This window comes from Thermobispora bispora DSM 43833, assembly GCF_000092645.1.
Classification (GTDB): domain Bacteria; phylum Actinomycetota; class Actinomycetes; order Streptosporangiales; family Streptosporangiaceae; genus Thermobispora; species Thermobispora bispora.
Genome location: NC_014165.1, coordinates 1022169 through 1041497, shown reverse-complemented (window position 1 = coordinate 1041497; position 19329 = coordinate 1022169). Strand labels below are relative to the sequence as shown.

Annotated in this window: 20 protein-coding genes; 7 read left to right on the top strand and 13 right to left on the bottom strand. The window is 70.8% G+C overall.

What is annotated here, in order from left to right; all coding sequences use genetic code 11:
* Nucleotides 1-38 precede the first annotated feature (38 nt).
* Complete coding sequence (locus tag TBIS_RS04570; RefSeq protein WP_013131174.1) at nucleotides 39-1229, bottom strand: acetyl-CoA C-acetyltransferase; 1191 nt, start codon at nucleotides 1227-1229, stop codon at nucleotides 39-41.
* A 101-nt stretch (nucleotides 1230-1330) separates the two neighbouring features.
* Here TBIS_RS04570 and mce point away from each other — a divergent pair, with 101 nt between their 5' ends.
* Both mce and TBIS_RS04560 read left to right on the top strand, forming a co-directional pair.
* On the top strand, nucleotides 1331-1753 hold the full coding sequence (mce, locus tag TBIS_RS04565; RefSeq protein ID WP_013131173.1) for a methylmalonyl-CoA epimerase: 423 nt from the start codon (nucleotides 1331-1333) through the stop codon (nucleotides 1751-1753).
* A gap of 181 nt (nucleotides 1754-1934) precedes the next feature.
* Nucleotides 1935-3293, top strand: coding sequence for a DivIVA domain-containing protein (locus TBIS_RS04560; protein WP_013131172.1), 1359 nt, complete (start codon nucleotides 1935-1937; stop codon nucleotides 3291-3293).
* A 353-nt stretch (nucleotides 3294-3646) separates the two neighbouring features.
* On the opposite strand, the gene TBIS_RS04555 is transcribed toward TBIS_RS04560, so the two are convergent.
* The 3 genes from TBIS_RS04555 to TBIS_RS04545 all read right to left on the bottom strand — a co-directional run bounded on the left by TBIS_RS04555 (nucleotide 3647) and on the right by TBIS_RS04545 (nucleotide 5576).
* Nucleotides 3647-4372 (bottom strand): alpha/beta fold hydrolase, encoded by a 726-nt coding sequence (locus tag TBIS_RS04555; protein ID WP_242384309.1) that lies wholly within the window; start codon nucleotides 4370-4372, stop codon nucleotides 3647-3649.
* Nucleotides 4373-4483: 111 nt separating this feature from the next.
* Nucleotides 4484-5188 (bottom strand): alpha/beta hydrolase, encoded by a 705-nt coding sequence (locus TBIS_RS04550; RefSeq protein WP_013131170.1) that lies wholly within the window; start codon nucleotides 5186-5188, stop codon nucleotides 4484-4486.
* 73 nt (nucleotides 5189-5261) lie between these two features.
* Nucleotides 5262-5576: a hypothetical protein gene (locus tag TBIS_RS04545; RefSeq protein WP_013131169.1), complete on the bottom strand. Its 315-nt coding sequence runs from the start codon at nucleotides 5574-5576 to the stop codon at nucleotides 5262-5264.
* 122 nt (nucleotides 5577-5698) lie between these two features.
* Here TBIS_RS04545 and nucS point away from each other — a divergent pair, with 122 nt between their 5' ends.
* The 4 genes from nucS (at nucleotide 5699) to TBIS_RS04525 (ending at nucleotide 9635) form a co-directional block, all read left to right on the top strand.
* Nucleotides 5699-6376, top strand: coding sequence for an endonuclease NucS (nucS, locus tag TBIS_RS04540; protein ID WP_013131168.1), 678 nt, complete (start codon nucleotides 5699-5701; stop codon nucleotides 6374-6376).
* 793 nt (nucleotides 6377-7169) lie between these two features.
* Nucleotides 7170-8024 (top strand): ABC transporter ATP-binding protein, encoded by an 855-nt coding sequence (locus TBIS_RS04535; RefSeq protein ID WP_013131167.1) that lies wholly within the window; start codon nucleotides 7170-7172, stop codon nucleotides 8022-8024.
* On the top strand, nucleotides 8021-8851 hold the full coding sequence (locus TBIS_RS04530) for an ABC transporter permease (RefSeq protein WP_013131166.1): 831 nt from the start codon (nucleotides 8021-8023) through the stop codon (nucleotides 8849-8851). Before TBIS_RS04535 ends, TBIS_RS04530 begins: the two co-directional genes overlap by 4 nt.
* A gap of 181 nt (nucleotides 8852-9032) precedes the next feature.
* A complete protein-coding gene (locus tag TBIS_RS04525) occupies nucleotides 9033-9635 on the top strand; it encodes a TetR/AcrR family transcriptional regulator (RefSeq protein ID WP_013131165.1) in 603 nt (200 codons plus the stop codon).
* Between the two features lie 12 nt (nucleotides 9636-9647).
* On the opposite strand, the gene TBIS_RS04520 is transcribed toward TBIS_RS04525, so the two are convergent.
* The 4 genes from TBIS_RS04520 to TBIS_RS04505 all read right to left on the bottom strand — a co-directional run bounded on the left by TBIS_RS04520 (nucleotide 9648) and on the right by TBIS_RS04505 (nucleotide 13437).
* Nucleotides 9648-10241, bottom strand: coding sequence for a response regulator transcription factor (locus TBIS_RS04520; RefSeq protein WP_013131164.1), 594 nt, complete (start codon nucleotides 10239-10241; stop codon nucleotides 9648-9650).
* A complete protein-coding gene (locus TBIS_RS18050; RefSeq protein ID WP_013131163.1) occupies nucleotides 10238-11383 on the bottom strand; it encodes a sensor histidine kinase in 1146 nt (381 codons plus the stop codon). The genes TBIS_RS04520 and TBIS_RS18050 overlap by 4 nt, the downstream gene beginning before the upstream one ends.
* Before the next feature lie 75 nt (nucleotides 11384-11458).
* Complete coding sequence (locus TBIS_RS04510) at nucleotides 11459-12559, bottom strand: ABC transporter permease (RefSeq protein ID WP_013131162.1); 1101 nt, start codon at nucleotides 12557-12559, stop codon at nucleotides 11459-11461.
* On the bottom strand, nucleotides 12556-13437 hold the full coding sequence (locus tag TBIS_RS04505) for an ABC transporter ATP-binding protein (protein WP_013131161.1): 882 nt from the start codon (nucleotides 13435-13437) through the stop codon (nucleotides 12556-12558). The genes TBIS_RS04510 and TBIS_RS04505 overlap by 4 nt, the downstream gene beginning before the upstream one ends.
* 91 nt (nucleotides 13438-13528) lie before the next feature.
* Between TBIS_RS04505 and TBIS_RS04500 the strand changes: the two genes are divergently transcribed.
* Nucleotides 13529-14119, top strand: coding sequence for a cob(I)yrinic acid a,c-diamide adenosyltransferase (locus TBIS_RS04500; protein WP_013131160.1), 591 nt, complete (start codon nucleotides 13529-13531; stop codon nucleotides 14117-14119).
* Between the two features lie 283 nt (nucleotides 14120-14402).
* On the opposite strand, the gene TBIS_RS04495 is transcribed toward TBIS_RS04500, so the two are convergent.
* The 5 genes from TBIS_RS04495 to atpA form a co-directional block, all read right to left on the bottom strand.
* Nucleotides 14403-14801, bottom strand: coding sequence for a DUF2550 domain-containing protein (locus TBIS_RS04495; RefSeq protein ID WP_013131159.1), 399 nt, complete (start codon nucleotides 14799-14801; stop codon nucleotides 14403-14405).
* Nucleotides 14802-14824: 23 nt separating this feature from the next.
* A complete protein-coding gene (locus TBIS_RS04490) occupies nucleotides 14825-15226 on the bottom strand; it encodes a F0F1 ATP synthase subunit epsilon (protein ID WP_013131158.1) in 402 nt (133 codons plus the stop codon).
* 75 nt (nucleotides 15227-15301) lie between these two features.
* Nucleotides 15302-16750 carry a F0F1 ATP synthase subunit beta gene (gene atpD, locus TBIS_RS04485; RefSeq protein WP_013131157.1) on the bottom strand — a complete coding sequence of 483 codons (1449 nt, stop codon included), beginning with the start codon at nucleotides 16748-16750 and terminating at the stop codon, nucleotides 15302-15304.
* A gap of 1 nt (nucleotide 16751) precedes the next feature.
* Nucleotides 16752-17654, bottom strand: coding sequence for a F0F1 ATP synthase subunit gamma (locus tag TBIS_RS04480; protein ID WP_013131156.1), 903 nt, complete (start codon nucleotides 17652-17654; stop codon nucleotides 16752-16754).
* Between the two features lie 3 nt (nucleotides 17655-17657).
* Nucleotides 17658-19307: a F0F1 ATP synthase subunit alpha gene (atpA, locus tag TBIS_RS04475; RefSeq protein WP_013131155.1), complete on the bottom strand. Its 1650-nt coding sequence runs from the start codon at nucleotides 19305-19307 to the stop codon at nucleotides 17658-17660.
* Nucleotides 19308-19329 lie beyond the last annotated feature (22 nt).

Below are 19329 nucleotides of genomic sequence, written 5' to 3'. Positions count from 1 at the left end.
CCGGGGCCCGTCCCGCCCGGGCGGGCGGTGCCGTACGGTCAGCCCTTGCGCGGCACGCGGATGATGAGGGCGTCGCCCTGACCGCCGCCGCCGCAGAGGCCGGCGGCGCCCACCCCGCCGCCGCGGCGCTTGAGCTCGTGGGCGAGGGTGAGCACGATCCGGGCGCCCGAGGCGCCGATCGGGTGGCCGAGCGCGATGCCGCCGCCGTTGACGTTCACCTTCTCGAGGGGGATGCCGAGCTCCCGGACCGAGGCGAGCACGACCTGGGCGAAGGCCTCGTTGATCTCGACGAGGTCGAGGTCGTCCGGGGTGAGGCCCTCCTTGGCGAGGGCGTGCTTGATCGCGTTGGCCGGCTGGGACTGGAGGGAGTTGTCCGGGCCGGCCACGTTGCCGTGGGCGCCGATCTCGGCCAGCCACTCCAGGCCCAGCTCCTCCGCCTTGGCCTTGGACATCACGACCACGGCGCAGGCGCCGTCGGAGATCTGGGAGGCGGAGCCGGCCGTGATGGTGCCGTCCTTGGTGAAGGCGGGCGGCAGCTTGGCGAGCTTCTCCTCGGTGGTGTCCGGGCGGATGCCCTCGTCGGTGTCGACCACGATCGGGTCGCCCTTGCGCTGCGGGATGGTGACCGGGACGATCTCCTCGGCGAAGATCCCGTTCTTGGTCGCCTCGGCGGCGAGCCGGTGGGACCGGGCGGAGAAGGCGTCCTGCTCCTCGCGGGTGATGCCGTACCGCGCGTTGTGGCGGTCGGTCGCCTCCCCCATGGCGATGTGGTCGAATGCGTCGGTGAGCCCGTCGTAGGCCATCGCGTCCAGCACCTGGGCGGCGCCGTACTTGACGCCCTTGCGCATGCCGGGGAGGAGGTGCGGGGCGTTGGTCATGGACTCCATGCCGCCGGCCACGATGATGTCGAACTCGCCGGCCCGGATGAGCTGGTCGGCGAGGGCGATCGCGTCGAGGCCGGAGAGGCAGACCTTGTTGATCGTGAGGGACGGCACGGTCATCGGGATGCCGGCCTTCACCGCCGCCTGCCGCGACGGGATCTGGCCCGCGCCGGCCTGGAGCACCTGCCCCATGATGACGTACTGCACCTGCTCAGGGGCGACGCCCGCGCGCTCCAGTGCCGCCTTTATGGCGATTCCTCCCAATTCAACCGCGGAAAGGTCGGCGAGCGAACCGAGAAGCCGGCCGATGGGGGTGCGGGCCCCGGCGACAATCACAGAACCAGACATGACGGCCCTCCATGAGTACAACGCGGCGACCGTGACACCATACCCATGGGCATATCGGGCACTGCCGGTCGCCCGGCCCTCAGCGGGGAAAGGAGAGCGCCGTGCTGCTCAGGATCGACCACGTGGGCATCGCCTGCCACAATCTCGAAGAGAAGATCGCGTTCTATGAGTCCGTGTTCGGGCTGAAGGTCGTGAGCCGCGAGATCAACGAGGAGCAAGGGGTCCGGGAGGCGATGCTCCACGTCACCGACGGACCGCACGGGGCCTCCTACGTGCAGCTTCTCGAACCGCTCCACCCCGACACCCCGGTGGGCAGGTTCCTCGCCAAGCGGGGCGAGGGCGTGCACCATATCGGGTACGGCGTGGCGGACATCGCCAAGGCACTCGAGGAAATCGGCGCGAAAGGCGTTCGCCTCATCGACCAGCGGCCTCGGCACGGATCCATGGGCGCCTCGATCGCGTTTCTGCACCCCAAGGACGTGGGCGGCGTTCTGACGGAGCTCGTGGAGGCACCCCGTCGCTAAGCGAAACGCAGGAAACCCGCACAAGTAACAACTCGCGCAGAAAGTCCGACGGAGCTTCCAACGCCGCACTACCGGAGTACGCTGGCGTACCACCGGACGTGGAAGCCCACGGCCTCCCGCCTCGGATAAGTCCGCCCCCCGTCCGGCCGTTGTAGCCGTCTCGACAACAGGATCGAGCCTCATGCAGTCCGACATCGACGCCCAGCTCAACAATTTCTTTGAAGACACCCCTACACGGGAATTCGACGTGGTGCTCCGGGGCTATGACCGGCACCAGGTCCACGACTATCTCAAGCAGATGGACAACGAACTGCGGCAGGCCCGGGAGCAGATCGCCGCACTTCAGCGGGAGCTCGCGGACACGCAGCGCCAGCTGAGGGAGCAGGAGCGCCCGACCTACGCCGGTCTCGGAGCCCGCATTGAGCAGCTGCTGCGCCTCGCCGAGGAGCAGGCGACGGAGCTCGTCCAGGCGGCGAGGTCGGAAGCCAACGAGATCCGGGCTGCTGCGAAGGTCGACGCTGCCGACCTGCGCGCCGCCGCAGAGAACGAGGCAGCGGAGAAGCGCGCCATGGCGGCGCGCGAGGCGGAGGAGCTGCGGACCACGGCCGAGCGCGAGGCCGAAGAGATCCGCTCGGCCGCCCGCAGGGAGGCGGAGGAGCTGACCGCGACCACCGAGCGCGAGGTGGCCAAGATCCGCGCCCAGGCCGACCACGAGGTCGCCGAGAAGCGCGCGGCCGCCGAGCGGGAGATCGCGAAGCTGCGGACCACCACCGAACGCGAGGTGGCTCAGCTGCGCGCCAACACCAAGCGTGAGCGCGACGAGATCCTCACCACGGCCAAGCGCCAGGCGGACGAGATGCGCGCCCAGGCCCAGCGGATCCTCGAGGAGTCCGAGGCCAAGCGGGCCCAGGAAGAGGCCGAGTTCGAGATCCAGCTCGCCCAGCGCCGCGAGGAGGCCGAGCGCATCGAGGCCGAGCGCCACGCCGCGGCCCAGGCCCAGACCCAGAAGATGGTGGCCGAGGCCGAGCAGCGGGCCGCCACCGCCGAGCAGCGGGCCCTCAAGGCCACCCAGCAGGCCGAGCAGACCCGGCGCGAGGCGGACGCCCACGCCAAGCAGCTCCTCGCCAACGCCCGCAAGAACGCGGACCAGCTCGTCTCCGAGGCCAAGGCGCACGCCGAGGCGATCGTCGCCGAGGCCAAGGCCGAGGCCGAGCGGATCCGCACCACGATGCAGCGGCAGGTGGACGAGCTCACCCGCCAGCGGGACAGCATCACCAGCCACCTCGCTCAGCTCCGGCAGCTCCTCGGCGGCGCCTCGCTGCCGGGTCTCGACCCGGAGCCGGCCCCGGTCACCGCTGCCGCTCCCAAGCCGGCGCTGTCCTCGTCGACCTCGTCGGAGAGCACTGAGCAGAAGCCCGCGGTGTCCTCGTCGTCGGCTTCGTCGGTCGACTCCGGCTCCTCCTCGTCGTCTTCCTCCGTCTCCGGCTCCAGCGCCTCGAGCGGCAAGGACGACGACGACTCGGAGTGGTGGCAGGAGTGAGCCCGACCCATCCGGCGCGTTCGGTGACGGCTGTCTGAAGGGGCCCGGCGGTCCATCGCCCGGGCCCTTTCGCTTGCGCGATGGGACCCGGCGGCTCGCTCGCGAGAAGGACCGCGGCTCACGTGCGAGAAAGACCCCGCGGTTCGCTCAGGACCGCGGCTCGCCTACGAGAAGAACCCCGCGGCTCACTTGGGACCGCGCTCGCTCAGGAGAAGAACCCCGCGGCTCGCTCGCGCGAGGGATCGGGTAGTGCACCGACGAGGCGGGCCCGGCGATCTCGCCGCGACGCCGGGCTCCGCCGGCCCGGGCCGCGGGCCGGCCGTCACGGCCTGCGCCCGGGCCCGGGCGATGGCTCACCCGAGCGAACGGACGAAGTCCGCGACCAGCCGGTTGAACTCCTCCGGCCGCTCGACCGCGGACAGATGCCCCGCCTGCTCGATGACGGCGAGCTTCGCCTCCGGGATCGCCTCGGCCATGGCCTCGGCCTCGGCGAGCGGGGAGAGCCGGTCCTCATCCCCCACGATGACCAGGGCGGGCACGCGCAGCCCGCGGAGCGTGTCGAAGGAGTCCCGGCGGTTCGCCATGGCCCGCTGGGCCCAGGCCACCGCCTTCGGCGGCGCCACCTTGATCAGCCCGCGCACGCGACCGAGGACCATGCCCCGCCGCTGCTGGGTGGTGACGCCGACCAGCGACGGGAGCTGGTCGAGCAGCACGTCGGAGCCCTTCTCCAGCACCGCCTGGGCGATCCGCTCCCGGTTGGCCTTCGCCTGCTCGTCGTCGGCGCCGGCCTTGGTGTCGGCGAGGATCACGCCGAGCAACCGGTCCGGGTGGCGGCGGCAGAAGGCCATCGTCACGTAGCCGCCCATCGACAGGCCGCCGACCACCGCGCGGTCGATGCCCTCCTGGTCGAGCAGGTGGGCGACGTCGTCCGCCATCACATCGATCGACGGCCGGGCGTCACCGAGCGGTGTCCCGCCGAACCCGCGGAGGTCCGGTGTGATCACCCGGCACACCGGCGCGAGGCCCTCCCGCTGGGAGAGCCACATCGCCGAGGAAAAGGGAAACGCGTGCAGCAGCACGACGGGTATGCCGCTTCCGGCAGATCTCCAGTACAGGCGCACTAGATCACCGTAACCCGGTGCCCTGCCGCGTGCCGAGCCCCCTCGCCGTTTCGCGGCCCCGCCCGCGCCTCACACCTCGGTCGGCAGCGGCGCGGCGGCCGGGTTCACCCGCTTGACGATCTCGTTCAGCACGATCCGCACGTACGGCTCGCCCACCCACAGGTGCTTGGCGCCGGGCACCCCGATCACCTCGGCCTGCGGCACCCGGGCGAACCGCTTCTTCGCCTCGTCCGGCCGCAGGTAGTCGTCGAACTCGGGCACCAGCGCGATGAGCGGCCGGCCGAACTCGGCCCACGCGTCGAGGTCCTCGTCGGTCGCCCGGTGCAGCGGCGGGGAGAGCAGGATCGCGCCCTCCACGGCCGGGTCGCGCCCCCACCGCAGGGCGAGCTCGGTGCCGAACGACCAGCCGAGCAGCCACGGGCGCGGGAGCTCGTGGTACTCGGCGTACTCCAGCGCCGCCGCGACGTCCCAGCGCTCGGCCACGCCGTCGCCGAACGTGCCCTCCGAGGTGCCGCGCTCGGAGCTCGTGCCCCGGGTGTTGAACCGGAGCACGGCCAGGTCGGCGAGGGCGGGCAGCCGGTTCGCCGCCTTCCGCAGCACGTGGCTGTCCATCATGCCGCCGTGGGTGGGCAGCGGGTGGAGGCAGATCAGCGTCGCCACCGGTGGCCGGCTCTCCGGCACGGCCAGCTCGCCGACCAGCGTCAGCCCGTCGGCGGTGTGCAGCTCGATGTCGGTCCGCCGGGCAGGCAGAACGGTGGACGCCCTGATCTCCATCCCTGTGCAACCCCTTGCCTTGTTCACCCGTCTCGGTACGCCACCCGCCCGGGCGGGGCATGCGGCCCGCCGGTCAGTACCGCCGGCGCAGCGGGCCCCGGTTGATCCGGTTGCGCCAGCAGGCGGTGTGCCAGTGCCGCCGCTCCTCGGCGCCGCCCGGCCAGTTCGGCCAGCTCACCACGTGCGGCACGCCGGGCCGGATCTCCTGCTCGCAGCCGGGGCACCGGTACACCCGGTCGGTGGCCCCGGACACATGGCGCACGACCCACTCCCCATCCGGCGCGTGCTCTTTCCGGTCGATCCCGGCCACCCACTCGATCGGCCGGGACGAGCCGCGGCCGCCCGGTCGCTCGTACGGGCCGAGGCGTCGGACGCGGCGAGGGCTCACGGTCGGATCCTTCTCGGGACGAGGCGGATGGGGAACCACTTCCATTTTCCATGGGCGCGGAGCGCGCGCGCATGACCCGGTCCGTCCCCCGGGCCGCCGCGATCCCGGTAGGGTTGGCGGCCATGCGGCTGGTCATCGCTCGGTGCAGTGTGGATTACGTCGGAAGGTTGACCGCCCACCTCCCGATGGCGCCCCGGCTCATCCTGCTCAAGGCGGACGGCTCCGTCAGCATCCACTCCGACGACCGCGCCTACAAGCCCCTCAACTGGATGAACCCGCCGTGCAAGATCCGGGAGGAGAGATCCGGCGACGGAGAACTCACCTGGTCGGTGATCCACGAGAAGACCGGTGAGAAGCTCGTGCTCACCATCGAGGAGATCCTGCACGACTCCACCCACGAGCTCGGGATCGAGCCCGGGCTGCGGAAGGACGGCGTCGAGGCGCACCTGCAGGAGCTGCTCGCCGAGCACATCACCACCCTCGGCGAAGGCTGGACGCTGATCCGCCGGGAGTACATGACCGCGATCGGGCCGGTGGACCTGCTCTGCCGCGACCACCTCGGCGGCACCGTGGCCGTCGAGATCAAGCGGCGTGCGGACATCGACGGCGTGGAGCAGCTCACCCGGTACCTGGAGCTGCTCAACCGGGATCCGCTCCTGGCCCCGGTGAAGGGGGTGCTCGCCGCGCAGGAGTTCCGGCCGCAGGCCCGGGTGCTCGCCGCCGACCGCGGCATCGAGTGCGTCACCCTCGATTACGACGCGCTGCGCGGCATCGAGCCGGAGCATCCCACGCTCTTCTGAGAACCCGCGATCTCCCGGGCGGGCGCATCGATGTCGCGGCGGGAATCCCGCCGGCCCCGCGATGACTGCCGCGCGCCGGCCGGGAATCCGCGCCGCCGGATGGGAATCCGCCCGCCCCACCGCGGAACGACGAGCCGGGGAACGCGCGACGGAACAGCCGGGGGATCCACCCGCCGGACGCCTCCGCCCCACCGTGGGATGAGCCGCGCAACGGATCATCGTGGATTCCCGCGCCGGACGGGGAGACCACCGCCCCAGCGTGGCATGACGAGCCGGAAACCGCGCAACGGAACGTCGGGAAACCAGGCCACCGGATGGAACACCGGCCCACCGTGGAGGGACGAGCCGGGACCGCGCGTCAGAACATCGTGGATTCCTGTGCCGGAGGGGACCACCCGCCCCACCGTGGAATGAGCCGCGCGACGTACCAGCCGCCGGTCCACGCCGCCGGACGCGAATCCACACCCCGCCGGTGGGAAGTGCGTCAAGAGCGGTTTCGGGCGCGTTCCATGAGCGGGTCCGGGCGCGTGCCTGCCGGGGCGCCGGTGCGCCCCGATGCCGGTCCGCCGCACCACGGCCCCGTACGCCGGCGTGCGCTGGGGGCACGCCGGGCGCGCTCGCGTCCTCGGAGCCGGTCCGGGCGCGTGCGCACGGCTTCGGTCCGCTTCTCGCGATGTGCCGGGATCTCGCCCGCGGATTTCCGGCCATTTCCCGTTTTCAACGCTGAGCGGCCTTATTCACCCGCATTTCCCGATAGGGCACGCGAAAGCCGTACCGGATGCATCATCGAACCATGGCGGCCATTCACGTGCGGGGCCTGGAAAAGCACTACGGATCCGTCCGGGCGGTCGATGGAATCGACCTCGACATCGCCCACGGTGAGGTGTTCGCGCTCCTCGGGCCGAATGGCGCCGGCAAGTCGACCACCGTCGAGATCCTCGAGGGTTTCCGGTCCCGGGACGCGGGCGAGGTGCGGGTGCTCGGCGTCGACCCGGCCCGGCCCACCAGGGAGTGGCGGTCCCGGATCGGGATCGTGCCGCAGCACTCCGCCGACGCGGCCGAGCTGACCGTCCGCGAGCTGGTACGGCACTTCGCCCGCTACTACCCCCGGGCGCGGGACCCCGACGAGGTGATCGCGAGGGTGGGGCTCTCCGAGTGCGCGGGACGGCGGATCCGCACGCTCTCCGGCGGCCAGCGCAGAAGGGTGGACGTGGCGCTCGGCGTGATCGGCTCCCCCGAGGTGCTCTTCCTCGACGAGCCGACCACCGGCTTCGACCCGGAGGCGCGGCGCCGCTTCTGGGAGCTGATCCGGGATCTCGCTCGCGACGGCGTCACCATCCTGCTGACCACGCACTACCTGGAGGAGGCGGAGGCGCTCGCCGACCGGGTCGCGGTCATCGCGCACGGACGGATCGCCGCCCTCGGCGACCCGGCGACGCTCGGCGGCCGGGCGTCGGCGAAGGCCCGGGTGAGCTGGGACGGCGGATCGGTGGAGACCGATACCCCCACCAAGACCGTGTGCGAGCTCGCCGAGCGGTTCGGCGGGGAGGTCCCCGGCCTCACCGTCACCCGCCCCACCCTCGAGGAGGTCTACCTCCGGCTCATCGCGCCGTCCCCCTCCCCCACCGGCCCGAGTGAGGTCCGATGACCCGCACCCGGAACGCGGCCGCCGCCCCGGCGATGCCCTCCGCCCTCCGGCTCGGTCTCGCCCGCGGCGTGCTCGAGACCAAGCTCTTCTTCCGTGAGAAGGACGCGGTCGTCTTCACGTTCGCCTTCCCGATCGTCCTCCTCGTCCTGTTCGGCGCGATCTTCTCCGGCGAGATCGGCGGCGGGATCACCATCACCCAGCTCTACGTCGCCGGCTTCATCGGCGCCGGCGTGCTGGCCGCCGGATTCCAGAACCTCGGCATCGGCATCGCCGCCGACCGCGAGCGGGGCACCCTCAAGCGGCTCGCCGGCACGCCCATGCCGCGCTCGGCCTACTTCATCGGCAAGGTCATCAACGTCCTCATCGTCGCGATCCTCGAGACCGCCGCCCTGCTCGCCATCGGCGTGGCCTGGTACGGCATCGAGCCGCCCAGAGAGGCGGCGCGGTGGGCGGCGTTCGCCTGGATCTTCGTGCTCGGCGTGACGGCCTCCACCCTGCTCGGGATCGCGGTGAGCAGCGTTCCCCGGTCGGCGCAGAGCGCCGCCGCCGTGATCACCCTGCCCTCCATCGTGCTCCAGTTCATCTCCGGGGTCTTCATCCCGATCGGCCAGCTCCCCGAGTGGCTGACCGGCATCGCCGCGGTCTTCCCGCTCAAGTGGATGTGCCAGGGCTTCCGCTGGGTGTTCCTCGGCGACGCCGGGGCTGCCCTGGAGCCGGCCGGAACGTACGAGCTGGACCGCGTGGCGCTGGTCCTCGGGGCGTGGATCATCGGCGGGCTCGTCCTGTGCCTCACCACGTTCCGCTGGCAGCGGCGCGGTGAGGGGTGACGCGCCCGGCGGCGGACATGGCGCGACGGATGACACAGTGACGGCTTGACTGTGCTGTCAAGTCACCTGACAGCCTCCGTATGGCTAGACGAGGCCAAATTTCCTGCAACTTCCGTAAAAAGGATCTTGAAGCCATAATGTTATGTTTTGGTGGCTTCTGACAGCATGAGGTGGGCGACTGGTGGCACGCGAGTACCGGGGCATGTCGGCTGCGGAACGGCAGGCCGACCGGAGAGAGCGGCTGCTGACGGCCGCCTACACCCTCTTCGCCGGTGCCGGCTATCACGCGACCACGATCGAACAGCTCTGCGCGGCCGCCCACATCTCCAACCGGGCCTTCTATGAGTCCTTCTCGAGCCGGGCCGACCTCATGCGGGCGGTGTTCCGGCGCTGTGTCGACGACACGCTGAAGGCCATCAACCAGGCGATCGACAAGGCTCCGCCCACGTTCCAGGACCGGCTGGTCGCGGCGATCGAAGGCTATCTGCGCTTCGTGACCGAGGACGCGCGGCGGGCCAGGCTGATGCACCTGGAGGCGCGCCGCGCCGCCGACATCCTCTACGAGGTACGGCGGGAGGCGGTACAGGCGTTCACCCAGGTCATCGAGCGCGCGATGGCGGACCTGTCCCACCCCCTGCCGAGCGACCGGCACCTCCTCGCGCTCGGCCTGTGCGGGGCGATGACCGAGCTGGTCGTCGAGTGGGTGGTCAGCGATCCGGCGCCCCCGGTGGACAAGCTGATCGACGTCACGGTGCAGATGTTCCGCGGCTCGTTCCTGCCGTGACCCCGGCCCGGGTCAGATCCAGCCCATCTCCCTGGCCACCCGGATCGCGGTGATCCGGTTCCCGGCGCCGAGCTTGGTGATCGCGTTGGAAAGGTAGTTCCGCACGGTCCCCTCGCTGAGATGGATCGCGGCGGCGATCTCCGCCACCGTGGCGCCCTCTGCGGCCAGCTTGAGCGCGTCGCGCTCCCGCTGGGTCAGCGGGCAGTCCCCCGCGGTCATCGCCAGCGCGGCCAGCTCCGGGTCGAGGTAGCGGCCGCCCGCGTGCACCTTCCGGATCGCCTCGGCGAGCTGCTCGGCGGGCGCGTCCTTCGGGATGAACCCCCGGACCCCGGCCGCCAGGGCGCGCCGCAGGTAGCCGGGGCGCCCGAAGCTGGTGAGGATGAGGATCGCCCGGCCGGTCAGCCGCTCGGCGACGGTCAGCCCGTCCATCCCCGGCATCTCCACGTCGAGCACGATCACGTCCGGATCGTGCCGCCGGACGGCCTCCTCCACCGCGTCGCCGCGGCCCACCTGCGCGACGACCTCGAGGTCCCCCTCCAGCCCGAGGAGCGCCGCGATCGCGCCCCGCACCAGGTGCTCGTCGTCGGCGAGCAGGATCCGGATCATGCGCTCACCCGCTCCCGCAGCGGCGCGGTCGCCCGCAGGAGGAACTCGCCCGACCCCATGGGCTTCGCGATGAGCGACCCGCCGAGCTCCGCCATGCGCTCGGCGAGCCCGGCGAGCCCGTTGCCCACGCCCTCCTCCTGCGGCGCCCGCACCCCGTCGTTGCGTACCTCGAGCACCGCCGCCTCCGGCGTCAGCCGTACGGTGATGTCGCACCGGGTCGCGGAGCTGTGCTTGAGCACGTTGGTGACCGCCTCGCGGAGCACGCAGGCGAACTCCCGCCCGACCTCCTCCGGGACCTCCCGGTACGGCAGGTGGAGACGGCAGTCCACGCCCGCGGCCTCCAGCACCCCGCGCACCGCGCCGAGCTCGGCGGTGAAGTCGAGCCTCCGGTAGCCGCGCACCGCCTCCCGGAGCTCACGGAGCGCGGTCCGGGCGAGCCCTTGGACGGCCGTCATCTCCTCCCGGGCGGTGGCCGGGTCGGCCTCGCTCATCCGGGCGGCGAGCTCGCTCTTGACCGCGATGGCGGAGAGCCGGTGGCCGACCAGGTCGTGGAGGTCGCGGGCCAGCCGCAGCCGCTCCTCCGCCACCGCCAGCCGGGCCTGGGCCTCCCGGCCGGCGTGCGCCTGCTCGGCGAGGCGCCAGATCCACAGGAACAGCCGATGGCACCACGGGAACAGGGCGCAGACGAGCAGGTAGAAGAGCGTGATGACGATCACCACCTCGAGCGAGGTGGCGGAGCCGGAGCCCGGCGGATTGGGATCGAACCGTAGGAGCAGGATGGCGGTTGGGGCCACCACGGCGGCGGTGCCGAGGGAGAGCAGCACCACCGCGCGCCTGGACATCTCCAGCGTGACCACCGAGAGCCAGGCGATCGGCACGAACCCCCAGCTCGACAGCACCCCTTCGCCACCACCCGCGATCATGGTGGCCAGAGCCAGCACCCCGGCCACCACGATCTCCCGGCACTCCAGGCGGCGATGGTCGAGGGTGTCACGGACCATCCGGACGTAGTACCGGCCGAAGAGGAGCAGCCCGGCGGCGGCGATGAGCGTCCGATGCCACCGTATGGTCCCCGTCGCGACCAGGGCGGCCGAGTTCAGCGCGGTGTAGAACAGGACCAGGCCCAGGGTCGCGTTCAGCATCAGCTGAACGCTCCGGCGCGCCCGTTCCAGCCCGTCAGACACCGTTCCGGCCCATCTTCCCGCGCTGCCGCGAGTCTATCGAGATCCGAGGACCTCGCGAAGCCGTACCCGCGCCCCGGTGCGGAGCACGGCCCGCTCGTAGACCTTGCCGCCGAGGACCACCATGGCGACCAGCGCGGCGACCATCAGCGCGGCGGCCACGAGCACCTCCCACAAGGGCGTCGGGGCGGCGGCGGTGCGGACCGGCATCACCATCGCGGAGAAGGGCGGGATGAACGAGACCACCCTCGCGACGGTCCCGGTCGGCTCCGAGATCGCGTAGAACGCCACCGCGTAGGCGGCGAACACCACGGTGGTCAGCGGGGTCATCACACTGCCGACCTCCTCCTGCCGGGAGACCAGCGCGCCGAGCGCCGCGGCGCACAAGGCGAAGAAGAGGTAGCCCAGCACGAACCAGCCGACCACCCCGGCCACGATGCCGGCCATCCCCGGCGGGAAGTCGACCGCGAGGCCCGAGGCGGTCGCGCCCGCGAGCCCGGCGCCGACGATCACGACCAGGTTGATCAACCCGATCACGCCCAGGCCGACGACCTTGCCGCCGAGGAGCTGCCACGGCCGCACCGCGGCGAACAGGATCTCGACGATCCTGCTGCTCTTCTCCTCGACCACGCCCATGGCGACCATCATCGGCGTGCCGAAGATCAGCATGAACAGGACGAGGACCAGCACGAACGCGATGTCGCCGCGAGTGTCCGCGTAGCGGGCGTCCGGGCTGAGCGCCTCCATGACGAGCGGGGTGATGCGCACCCCGGCCGCGGCGATCTGGGCCTCGCGGTGGGCGGTCTGCAACATCAGAGCGAGCCGGTCGTCGATCTGGTTCTCGGTGAGCACCCGCGCTCCGTCGACCAGCACCGCGTCCACCTCGCCGGCGAGCACGGCCCGCCGCGCGGGCTCCTCGGCGGGGTACTCCACCCACTCGACCTCGACGTCCCCGGGCAGCTGGAGCCGCTCGGAGGCGACCAGCCCGATCTTGTAGGAGTCCGGGCCCCCGAAGACCTTGGGCGCGTAGGTGAGCCCCACCATCACGAGCACCGTGACGAGGAGGCCGATGACGAAGCCCTTGCTCCGCACCTGCGACCGGATCTCGCGCCCGGCGACCAGCATCACCGCGTTCATGCCACCGCCTCCCGGAAGATCTCGCTCAGCGAGGGGTACTCGGAGCCGAAGTACTCGACCTGCCCCGCCTCCATGGCGGCCCGGAGGATCTTCTGGTCGTCCTCCTTGGTAGTGGTGGTGAGCACCTGCCGGCCGTTCTCCACGGTGAGCTCCCCGGGCAGCCCGTCCGCCCAGTCCGGCCCGGCGTCGGCCACCACGACGCGCAGCCGCCGCCCGGCCGCGGCCCGCAGCTCGTCGACCGGGCCGGTCGCGACCATCCGCCCGCGAGCGATGATCCCGACGGAGTCGCAGAGCCGCTCCACGAGCTCGAGCTGGTGGCTGGAGAAGATGACCGCGACACCGCCCAAGGCGCGCCCCCGCAGCACCTCGGCGAGGGTATCCACGGCGAGCGGGTCGAGCCCGGAGAACGGCTCGTCGAGGATGAGCACCTCGGGGTCGTGCACCAGGGCGACGGCGAGCTGCACCCGCTGCTGATTGCCCAGGGAGAGGGTCTGCACGGCGTCGTTGGCCCGCGCGGTGAGCCCGAGCTGCTCGATCAGGTCCGCCGCGGCCTTGCGGGCCTGGCTCGGGGAGAGCCCGTGGAGCCGGCCGAAGTACTCGATCTGCTCGGCCACCCGCATCTTCTGGTAGAGGCCGCGCTCCTCCGGCATGTAGCCGAAGCGCCGCCGGGTGGTGAAGTCGATCGGGGTCCCCTGCCAGGTGACCTCCCCGGCGTCGGCCTCGAGCACGCCCATGATGATCCGCATGGTCGTGGTCTTGCCGGCGCCGTTCGCCCCGACGAAGCCGAAGATCTCGCCGGGCCGTACCGAGAACGACACGCCGTCGAGCGCCCGCTTCGCCGCGCCGAAGCTCTTGCGCAGGTCCTTCACTTCCAACATGTGAAAAATGATCGGGTCTGTTGTTGATCACCACCAGACGCCGATGTCAGGTCTCGCCGATGACATTTGCCATCGCGATACGCTGACAACCATGACGCGAGGGGACACTGACAATCCGGTGGTGCTGTCCCGGATCTACACCCGCACCGGGGACGACGGGACGACCGCCCTCGGTGACCGGAGTCGCACCAGGAAGACCGATCCCCGGCTGGTGGCGTACGCGGACGTCGAGGAGGCGAACGCGGCGATCGGGGTCGCGCTCGCCACGGGAGAGCTCGGCGAGGACGTGGCCGCGGTCCTCAAGCGGGTGCAGAACGACCTCTTCGACGTCGGCGCGGACCTGTGCACCCCGGTCACCGAGAACCCCGAGTTCCCTCCGCTGCGCGTGACCGAGCCCTACATCACCTGGCTGGAAGAGCAGTGCGACCGGTTCAACGCCTCGCTCAAGCCGCTGCGCAGCTTCATCCTGCCCGGGGGCAGGCCCGGCACCGCGTTCCTCCACCTCGCGCGCACCGTGGTACGGCGGGCCGAGCGGTCGGCCTGGGCGGCGCTCGAGGCCTATGACGACGTGAACCCGCTGACGGCCAAGTACCTGAACCGGCTCTCCGACCTGCTGTTCATCCTCTGCCGGGTGGCGTCGGCGGGCGAGGAGATCCTCTGGAGGCCCGGCGGAGACCGCTGATCGGCGCGGCGGGCGCTCCGGTGTGGCACGCCGGCCCGAGCCGCGCCGGGCGCTCGAACGGCCAGGGCCACGCCGCGTGACATGAGCCCTCTCCGGCTCCCGGTCATGCCGCGCGGAGATGGGCGCTTCCCACGAATCCGGTCACGCGACCGAAACGGGGGTTCCCGCGAGCCGGCCCACGCCACGTCGGCACGGGACCACGTCACGGCCGGGCCGTGCCGGGATGGGCGCGCGGGCGGGCCGGCGCACGCCGCCGTCCAGGCGGGTGCTCACCCGGGCCGGGTCACGCCGCGTCGAGGTGGGCGCTGGGCGGCGCCGCCTCGAGCCAGGCGAGGAACCCGGTCAGCGCCTCCTCGCTCATCGCGAGGCTGACCCGGCGGCCCTCGGAGTGGCAGTCGATCGACCAGAAGCCCTCGGGACCCTCGCCGGCATTGAGCCGCCGCCGGCCGCAAACGATGAGGCCGCGCCTGGCGATAGCGTGGCGCGGCCTCAATCTCAGCCCGAGGAACGGGATCCAGTGGAGCTCACCGCCGGCGTACCGGGCCACTCCGCTCCGCCAGGTCCCGTTGCTGTCGCGTACACAGCAGAAGATGTTGCCCCGGCCGTGTACCAGGGCGAGGTAGCGGATGACCAGGAGCGCGGCCATGACGGCAAGGCCGGCGAGAACCTCGATCGCCGTCATGTCCGCCCTCCTTCCGCAGAACGTCAGACCTCTTCGCCGGCGGCGCGGAGCCGGGCCCGCGCCCGCTGCGCCTCGATCCGGGCCTGCTTGTCGTCCTGATCGGCCTGGATCGAGTCGAGGGCCCGCTGGAGCGCGCTCCGGGCCTCTTCCACGTCGACCTCGGTGCCGAGCTCGGCCGCCTCCGCGAGGATCGACACGTCATCGTCGGCGACGGAGATGAACCCGCCGTGAACCGCGGCCACGATGTCGTCGTCGCCGCTGCGCTTGATACGGACCACTCCGCCGTCGACCAGGACACCGATGACCGGGGCGTGCTTCGGCATGATACCGATCTCGCCGTCCACGGTCTTGGCAATCACCATGTCGGCTTCGCCCGTCCAGATCTCGCGCTCCGGCGATACGAAACCGACCCGCAGCTTTGACACTTCTCTGCTCCCCTCGAGGAGACACCCGTACGGCCCGGCGCGCGGCGGGCCGGGCCGTACCGATGCCGAAGGCGGTTACCCGCGGCGCTCGAGCTCCTTGGCCTTGGCGATCGCCTGCTCGATGCCGCCGACCATGAAGAACGCCTGCTCGGGCAGGTGGTCGTACTCACCGGCGCACAGACCCTTGAAGGACTCGATGGTCTCGTCCAGCGGCACGTACTCGCCCGGCTGCCCGGTGAACGCCTCGGCGGCGTACATCGGGTGAGACAGGAAGCGCTCGATCCGGCGGGCCCGGTTGACGATGACCTTGTCCTCTTCGGACAGCTCGTCGACACCGAGGATGGCGATGATGTCCTGCAGCTCCTTGTACCGCTGCAGGATCCGCTTGGTCTCCTGCGCGACCTGGTAGTGCTCCTCGCCCACGATCTGCGGGTCGAGGATCCGCGAGGAGGACTCGAGCGGGTCCACCGCCGGGTAGATGCCCTTCTCCGAGATCGGCCGCGAGAGCACGGTCTGCGCGTCGAGGTGCGCGAACGCGTTGTGCGGCGCGGGGTCGGTGATGTCGTCCGCCGGCACGTAGATCGCCTGCATCGAGGTGATCGAGTGGCCGCGGGTCGACGTGATCCGCTCCTGGAGCACGCCCATCTCGTCGGCGAGGGTCGGCTGGTAACCCACGGCCGACGGCATACGGCCGAGGAGGGTGGAGACCTCCGAACCCGCCTGGCTGAACCGGAAGATGTTGTCGATGAACAGGAGCACGTCCTGCTTCTGCACGTCGCGGAAGTACTCCGCCATGGTCAGCGCGGAGAGCGCGACGCGGAGCCGGGTGCCCGGGGGCTCGTCCATCTGGCCGAAGACGAGCGCGGTGTCCTTGAGGACGCCCGCCTCCTTCATCTCCAGCCAGAGGTCGTTCCCCTCACGGGTCCGCTCGCCCACCCCGGCGAAGACCGAGGTGCCGGAGAACTTCATGGCGACCCGGCGGATCATCTCCTGGATGAGGACGGTCTTGCCGACCCCGGCACCGCCGAACAGGCCGATCTTGCCGCCCTTCATGTACGGGGTGAGCAGGTCGATGACCTTGATACCGGTCACCAGGATCTCGGTCTTCGGCTCGAGCTGGTCGAGCGGCGGGGCCGGGCGGTGGATCGGCCAGCGCTCCTTGACCTCCAGGGAGGCCTTGGGCACGTCGAGCGGCTCACCGAGCGCGTTCCACACGTGGCCCTTCACGACGTCGCCGACCGGGACCGAGATGGGAGCGCCGGTGTTGATCACGGGCGCGCCCCGGACCAGACCGTCGGTCGGCTGCATCGAGATGGCCCGGACGATGTTGTCACCGAGGTGCTGGGCGACCTCCAGGGTCAGGGTCTTGGTCTCGCCGCCCAGCGTGACGTCCACCTTGAGCGCGGTGTAAATCTCCGGCATGTTGTCGACGGGGAACTCCACGTCGACAACCGGACCGGTGACGCGGGCGACGCGGCCCACGCCGGTCTCGACAGTCTCTGCGGTCTCTGCGGTTGCGGTCATCTCACTCTTTCCCCGCTGCGGCGTCAGCCAGCGCATCGGCGCCACCGACGATCTCGCTGATTTCCTGAGTGATCTCGGCCTGGCGGGCCTGGTTCATCTGCCGGGTGAGCACACCGATGAGCTCGTTCGCGTTGTCGGTCGCGGACTTCATCGCGCGGCGCCGGGCGGCGTGCTCAGAGGCCGCCGACTGCAGGAGCGCGTTGTAGATCCGCGACTCGATGTACCGCGGGAGCAGCGCATCGAGCACCTCCCCGGCGTTCGGCTCGAACTCGTAGTACGGCAGCGGCCCCTCGGCCGGCGCCTCCGCCTCCTCGACCTCGAGCGGAAGGATCCGCCGCACCACGACCCGCTGCGACAGCATCGAGACGAACTCGGTGTAGATCACGTGGATCTCGTCGATCCCGCCTTCTTTCGCCTTGAAGGCCTCGATCAGCGCGTCGGCGATCTCCTTGGCGTTCGCGTACGCCGGTTTGTCGGAGAACCCGGACCACTCGCCGGCCATCTCGCGGTGGCGGAACCGGTGCCAGGTGACCCCCTTGCGGCCCACCACGTACGGGTGCATGGTGAGCCCGCGCTCGGCCAGGAGACCCTTGAGCGCCTCGGCCTCTCGGAGCACGTTCGCGTTGAAGCCGCCGCAGAAACCGCGGTCGCTGGTCACGATGAGCACGCCGGCCGAGGTCGGGTTCTCCTTCGCGACCGTCAGCGGATGGTCCACCGTCGCGGTACCGGACAGGACGGCCGAGACCGCCCGCGTGATCTCACGCTCGTACGGCACGGCCGCCTGCATCCGCTGCTGCGCCCGGATGATCCGCGACGAGGCGATCAGCTCCTGCGCGCGGGTGATCTTCGCGGTGGACTTGACCGACTTGATCCGCCGCCGCAGCTGCCTCAGCTGAGCACCCATTCGCTACTTCTTCTCTGTCTTGCGGACGTGCTTGACGATCTTCTCCTGGCCGACCTCGCTGGCGTCGAGGGCCTCCACCGGCTCCTCCTTGATCAGCAGTTCGCCGCTGGAGGTGGTGAAGCTCTTCTTGAACTCCGTGATGGCGTCCTTCAGCGTGGTGATCGTGTCATCCGAGAGGTCCTTGGTCTCCCGGATGCTGTCGAAGACGCCCTTGTGGTTGGCCTGGAGGTACTCGAGGAACTCCGCCTCGAAGCGGCGGATGTCCTCGACCGGCACATCGTCGAGCTCACCGGAGGTGCCGGCCCACACCGAGACTACCTGCTGCTCCACGGGGAACGGGCTGAACTGAGGCTGCTTGAGCAGCTCGACCAGCCGGGCGCCCCGCTCGAGCTGGGCCCGGGAGGCCGCGTCCAGGTCGGAGGCGAAGGCGGCGAACGCCTCGAGCTCGCGGTACTGCGACAGCGCGAGCCGGAGCGTACCGGCGACCTTCTTCATCGCCTTGATCTGGGCGGACCCACCCACCCGGGAGACGGAGATACCGACGTTGATCGCCGGCCGGACACCGGCGTTGAACAGGTCGGTCTCCAGGAAGCACTGGCCGTCGGTGATGGAGATGACGTTGGTCGGGATGAACGCCGACACGTCGTTCCCCTTGGTCTCGATGATCGGCAGGCCGGTGAGCGACCCGCCGCCCATCTCGTCCGACAGCTTGGCGCACCGCTCCAGCAGCCGGGAGTGCAGGTAGAAGACGTCGCCCGGGAACGCCTCACGCCCCGGCGGGCGGCGCAGCAGCAGGGACACCGCACGGTAGGCGTCAGCCTGCTTCGACAGGTCGTCGAAGATGATGAGGACGTGCTTGCCCTGGTACATCCAGTGCTGCCCGATGGCGGAGCCGGTGTAGGGCGCGATGTACTTGAAGCCCGCCGGGTCGGACGCCGGGGCGGCGACGATGGTGGTGTACTCCATCGCCCCCATCTCCTCCAGGCGCGCCTTCACCTGGGCGATCGTCGATCCCTTCTGGCCGACGGCGACGTAGATGCAGCGCACCTGCTTCTTCGGGTCGCCGGAGAGCCAGTTCTCCTTCTGGTTGAGGATCGTGTCGATCGCGATCGCGGTCTTCCCGGTGCCCCGGTCGCCGATGATGAGCTGCCGCTGGCCCCGGCCGATCGGCGTCATGGCGTCGATCGCCTTGATGCCGGTCTGCAGCGGCTCCTTCACCGGCTGCCGCTGGATGACCGAGGGGGCCTGCAGCTCGAGCGCCCGGCGCCCTTCGGTCTCGATCGGGCCCTTGCCGTCGAGCGGGTTGCCGAGCGGGTCGACCACCCGGCCGAGGTACCCCTCGCCGACCGGCACGGACAGCACCTCGCCGGTACGGCGGACCCGCTGCCCTTCTTCGATCTTGCTGAAGTCGCCCAGGATAACGACGCCGATCTCCCGGACGTCCAGGTTCAGCGCGATGCCGCGCGTGCCGTCCTCGAACTCGAGGAGCTCGTTCGCCATCGTCGAGGGGAGGCCGGAGACGTGGGCGATGCCGTCGGCGGCGTCGACGACGGTCCCGATCTCCTCACGCGCGGCACCTTCCGGCTCGTACGCCTGGACGAAGCGCTCAAGCGCGTCCCGGATCTCGTCCGGCCGGATCGTAAGCTCCGCCATCTCTGTCTATGTCTCCCTATTC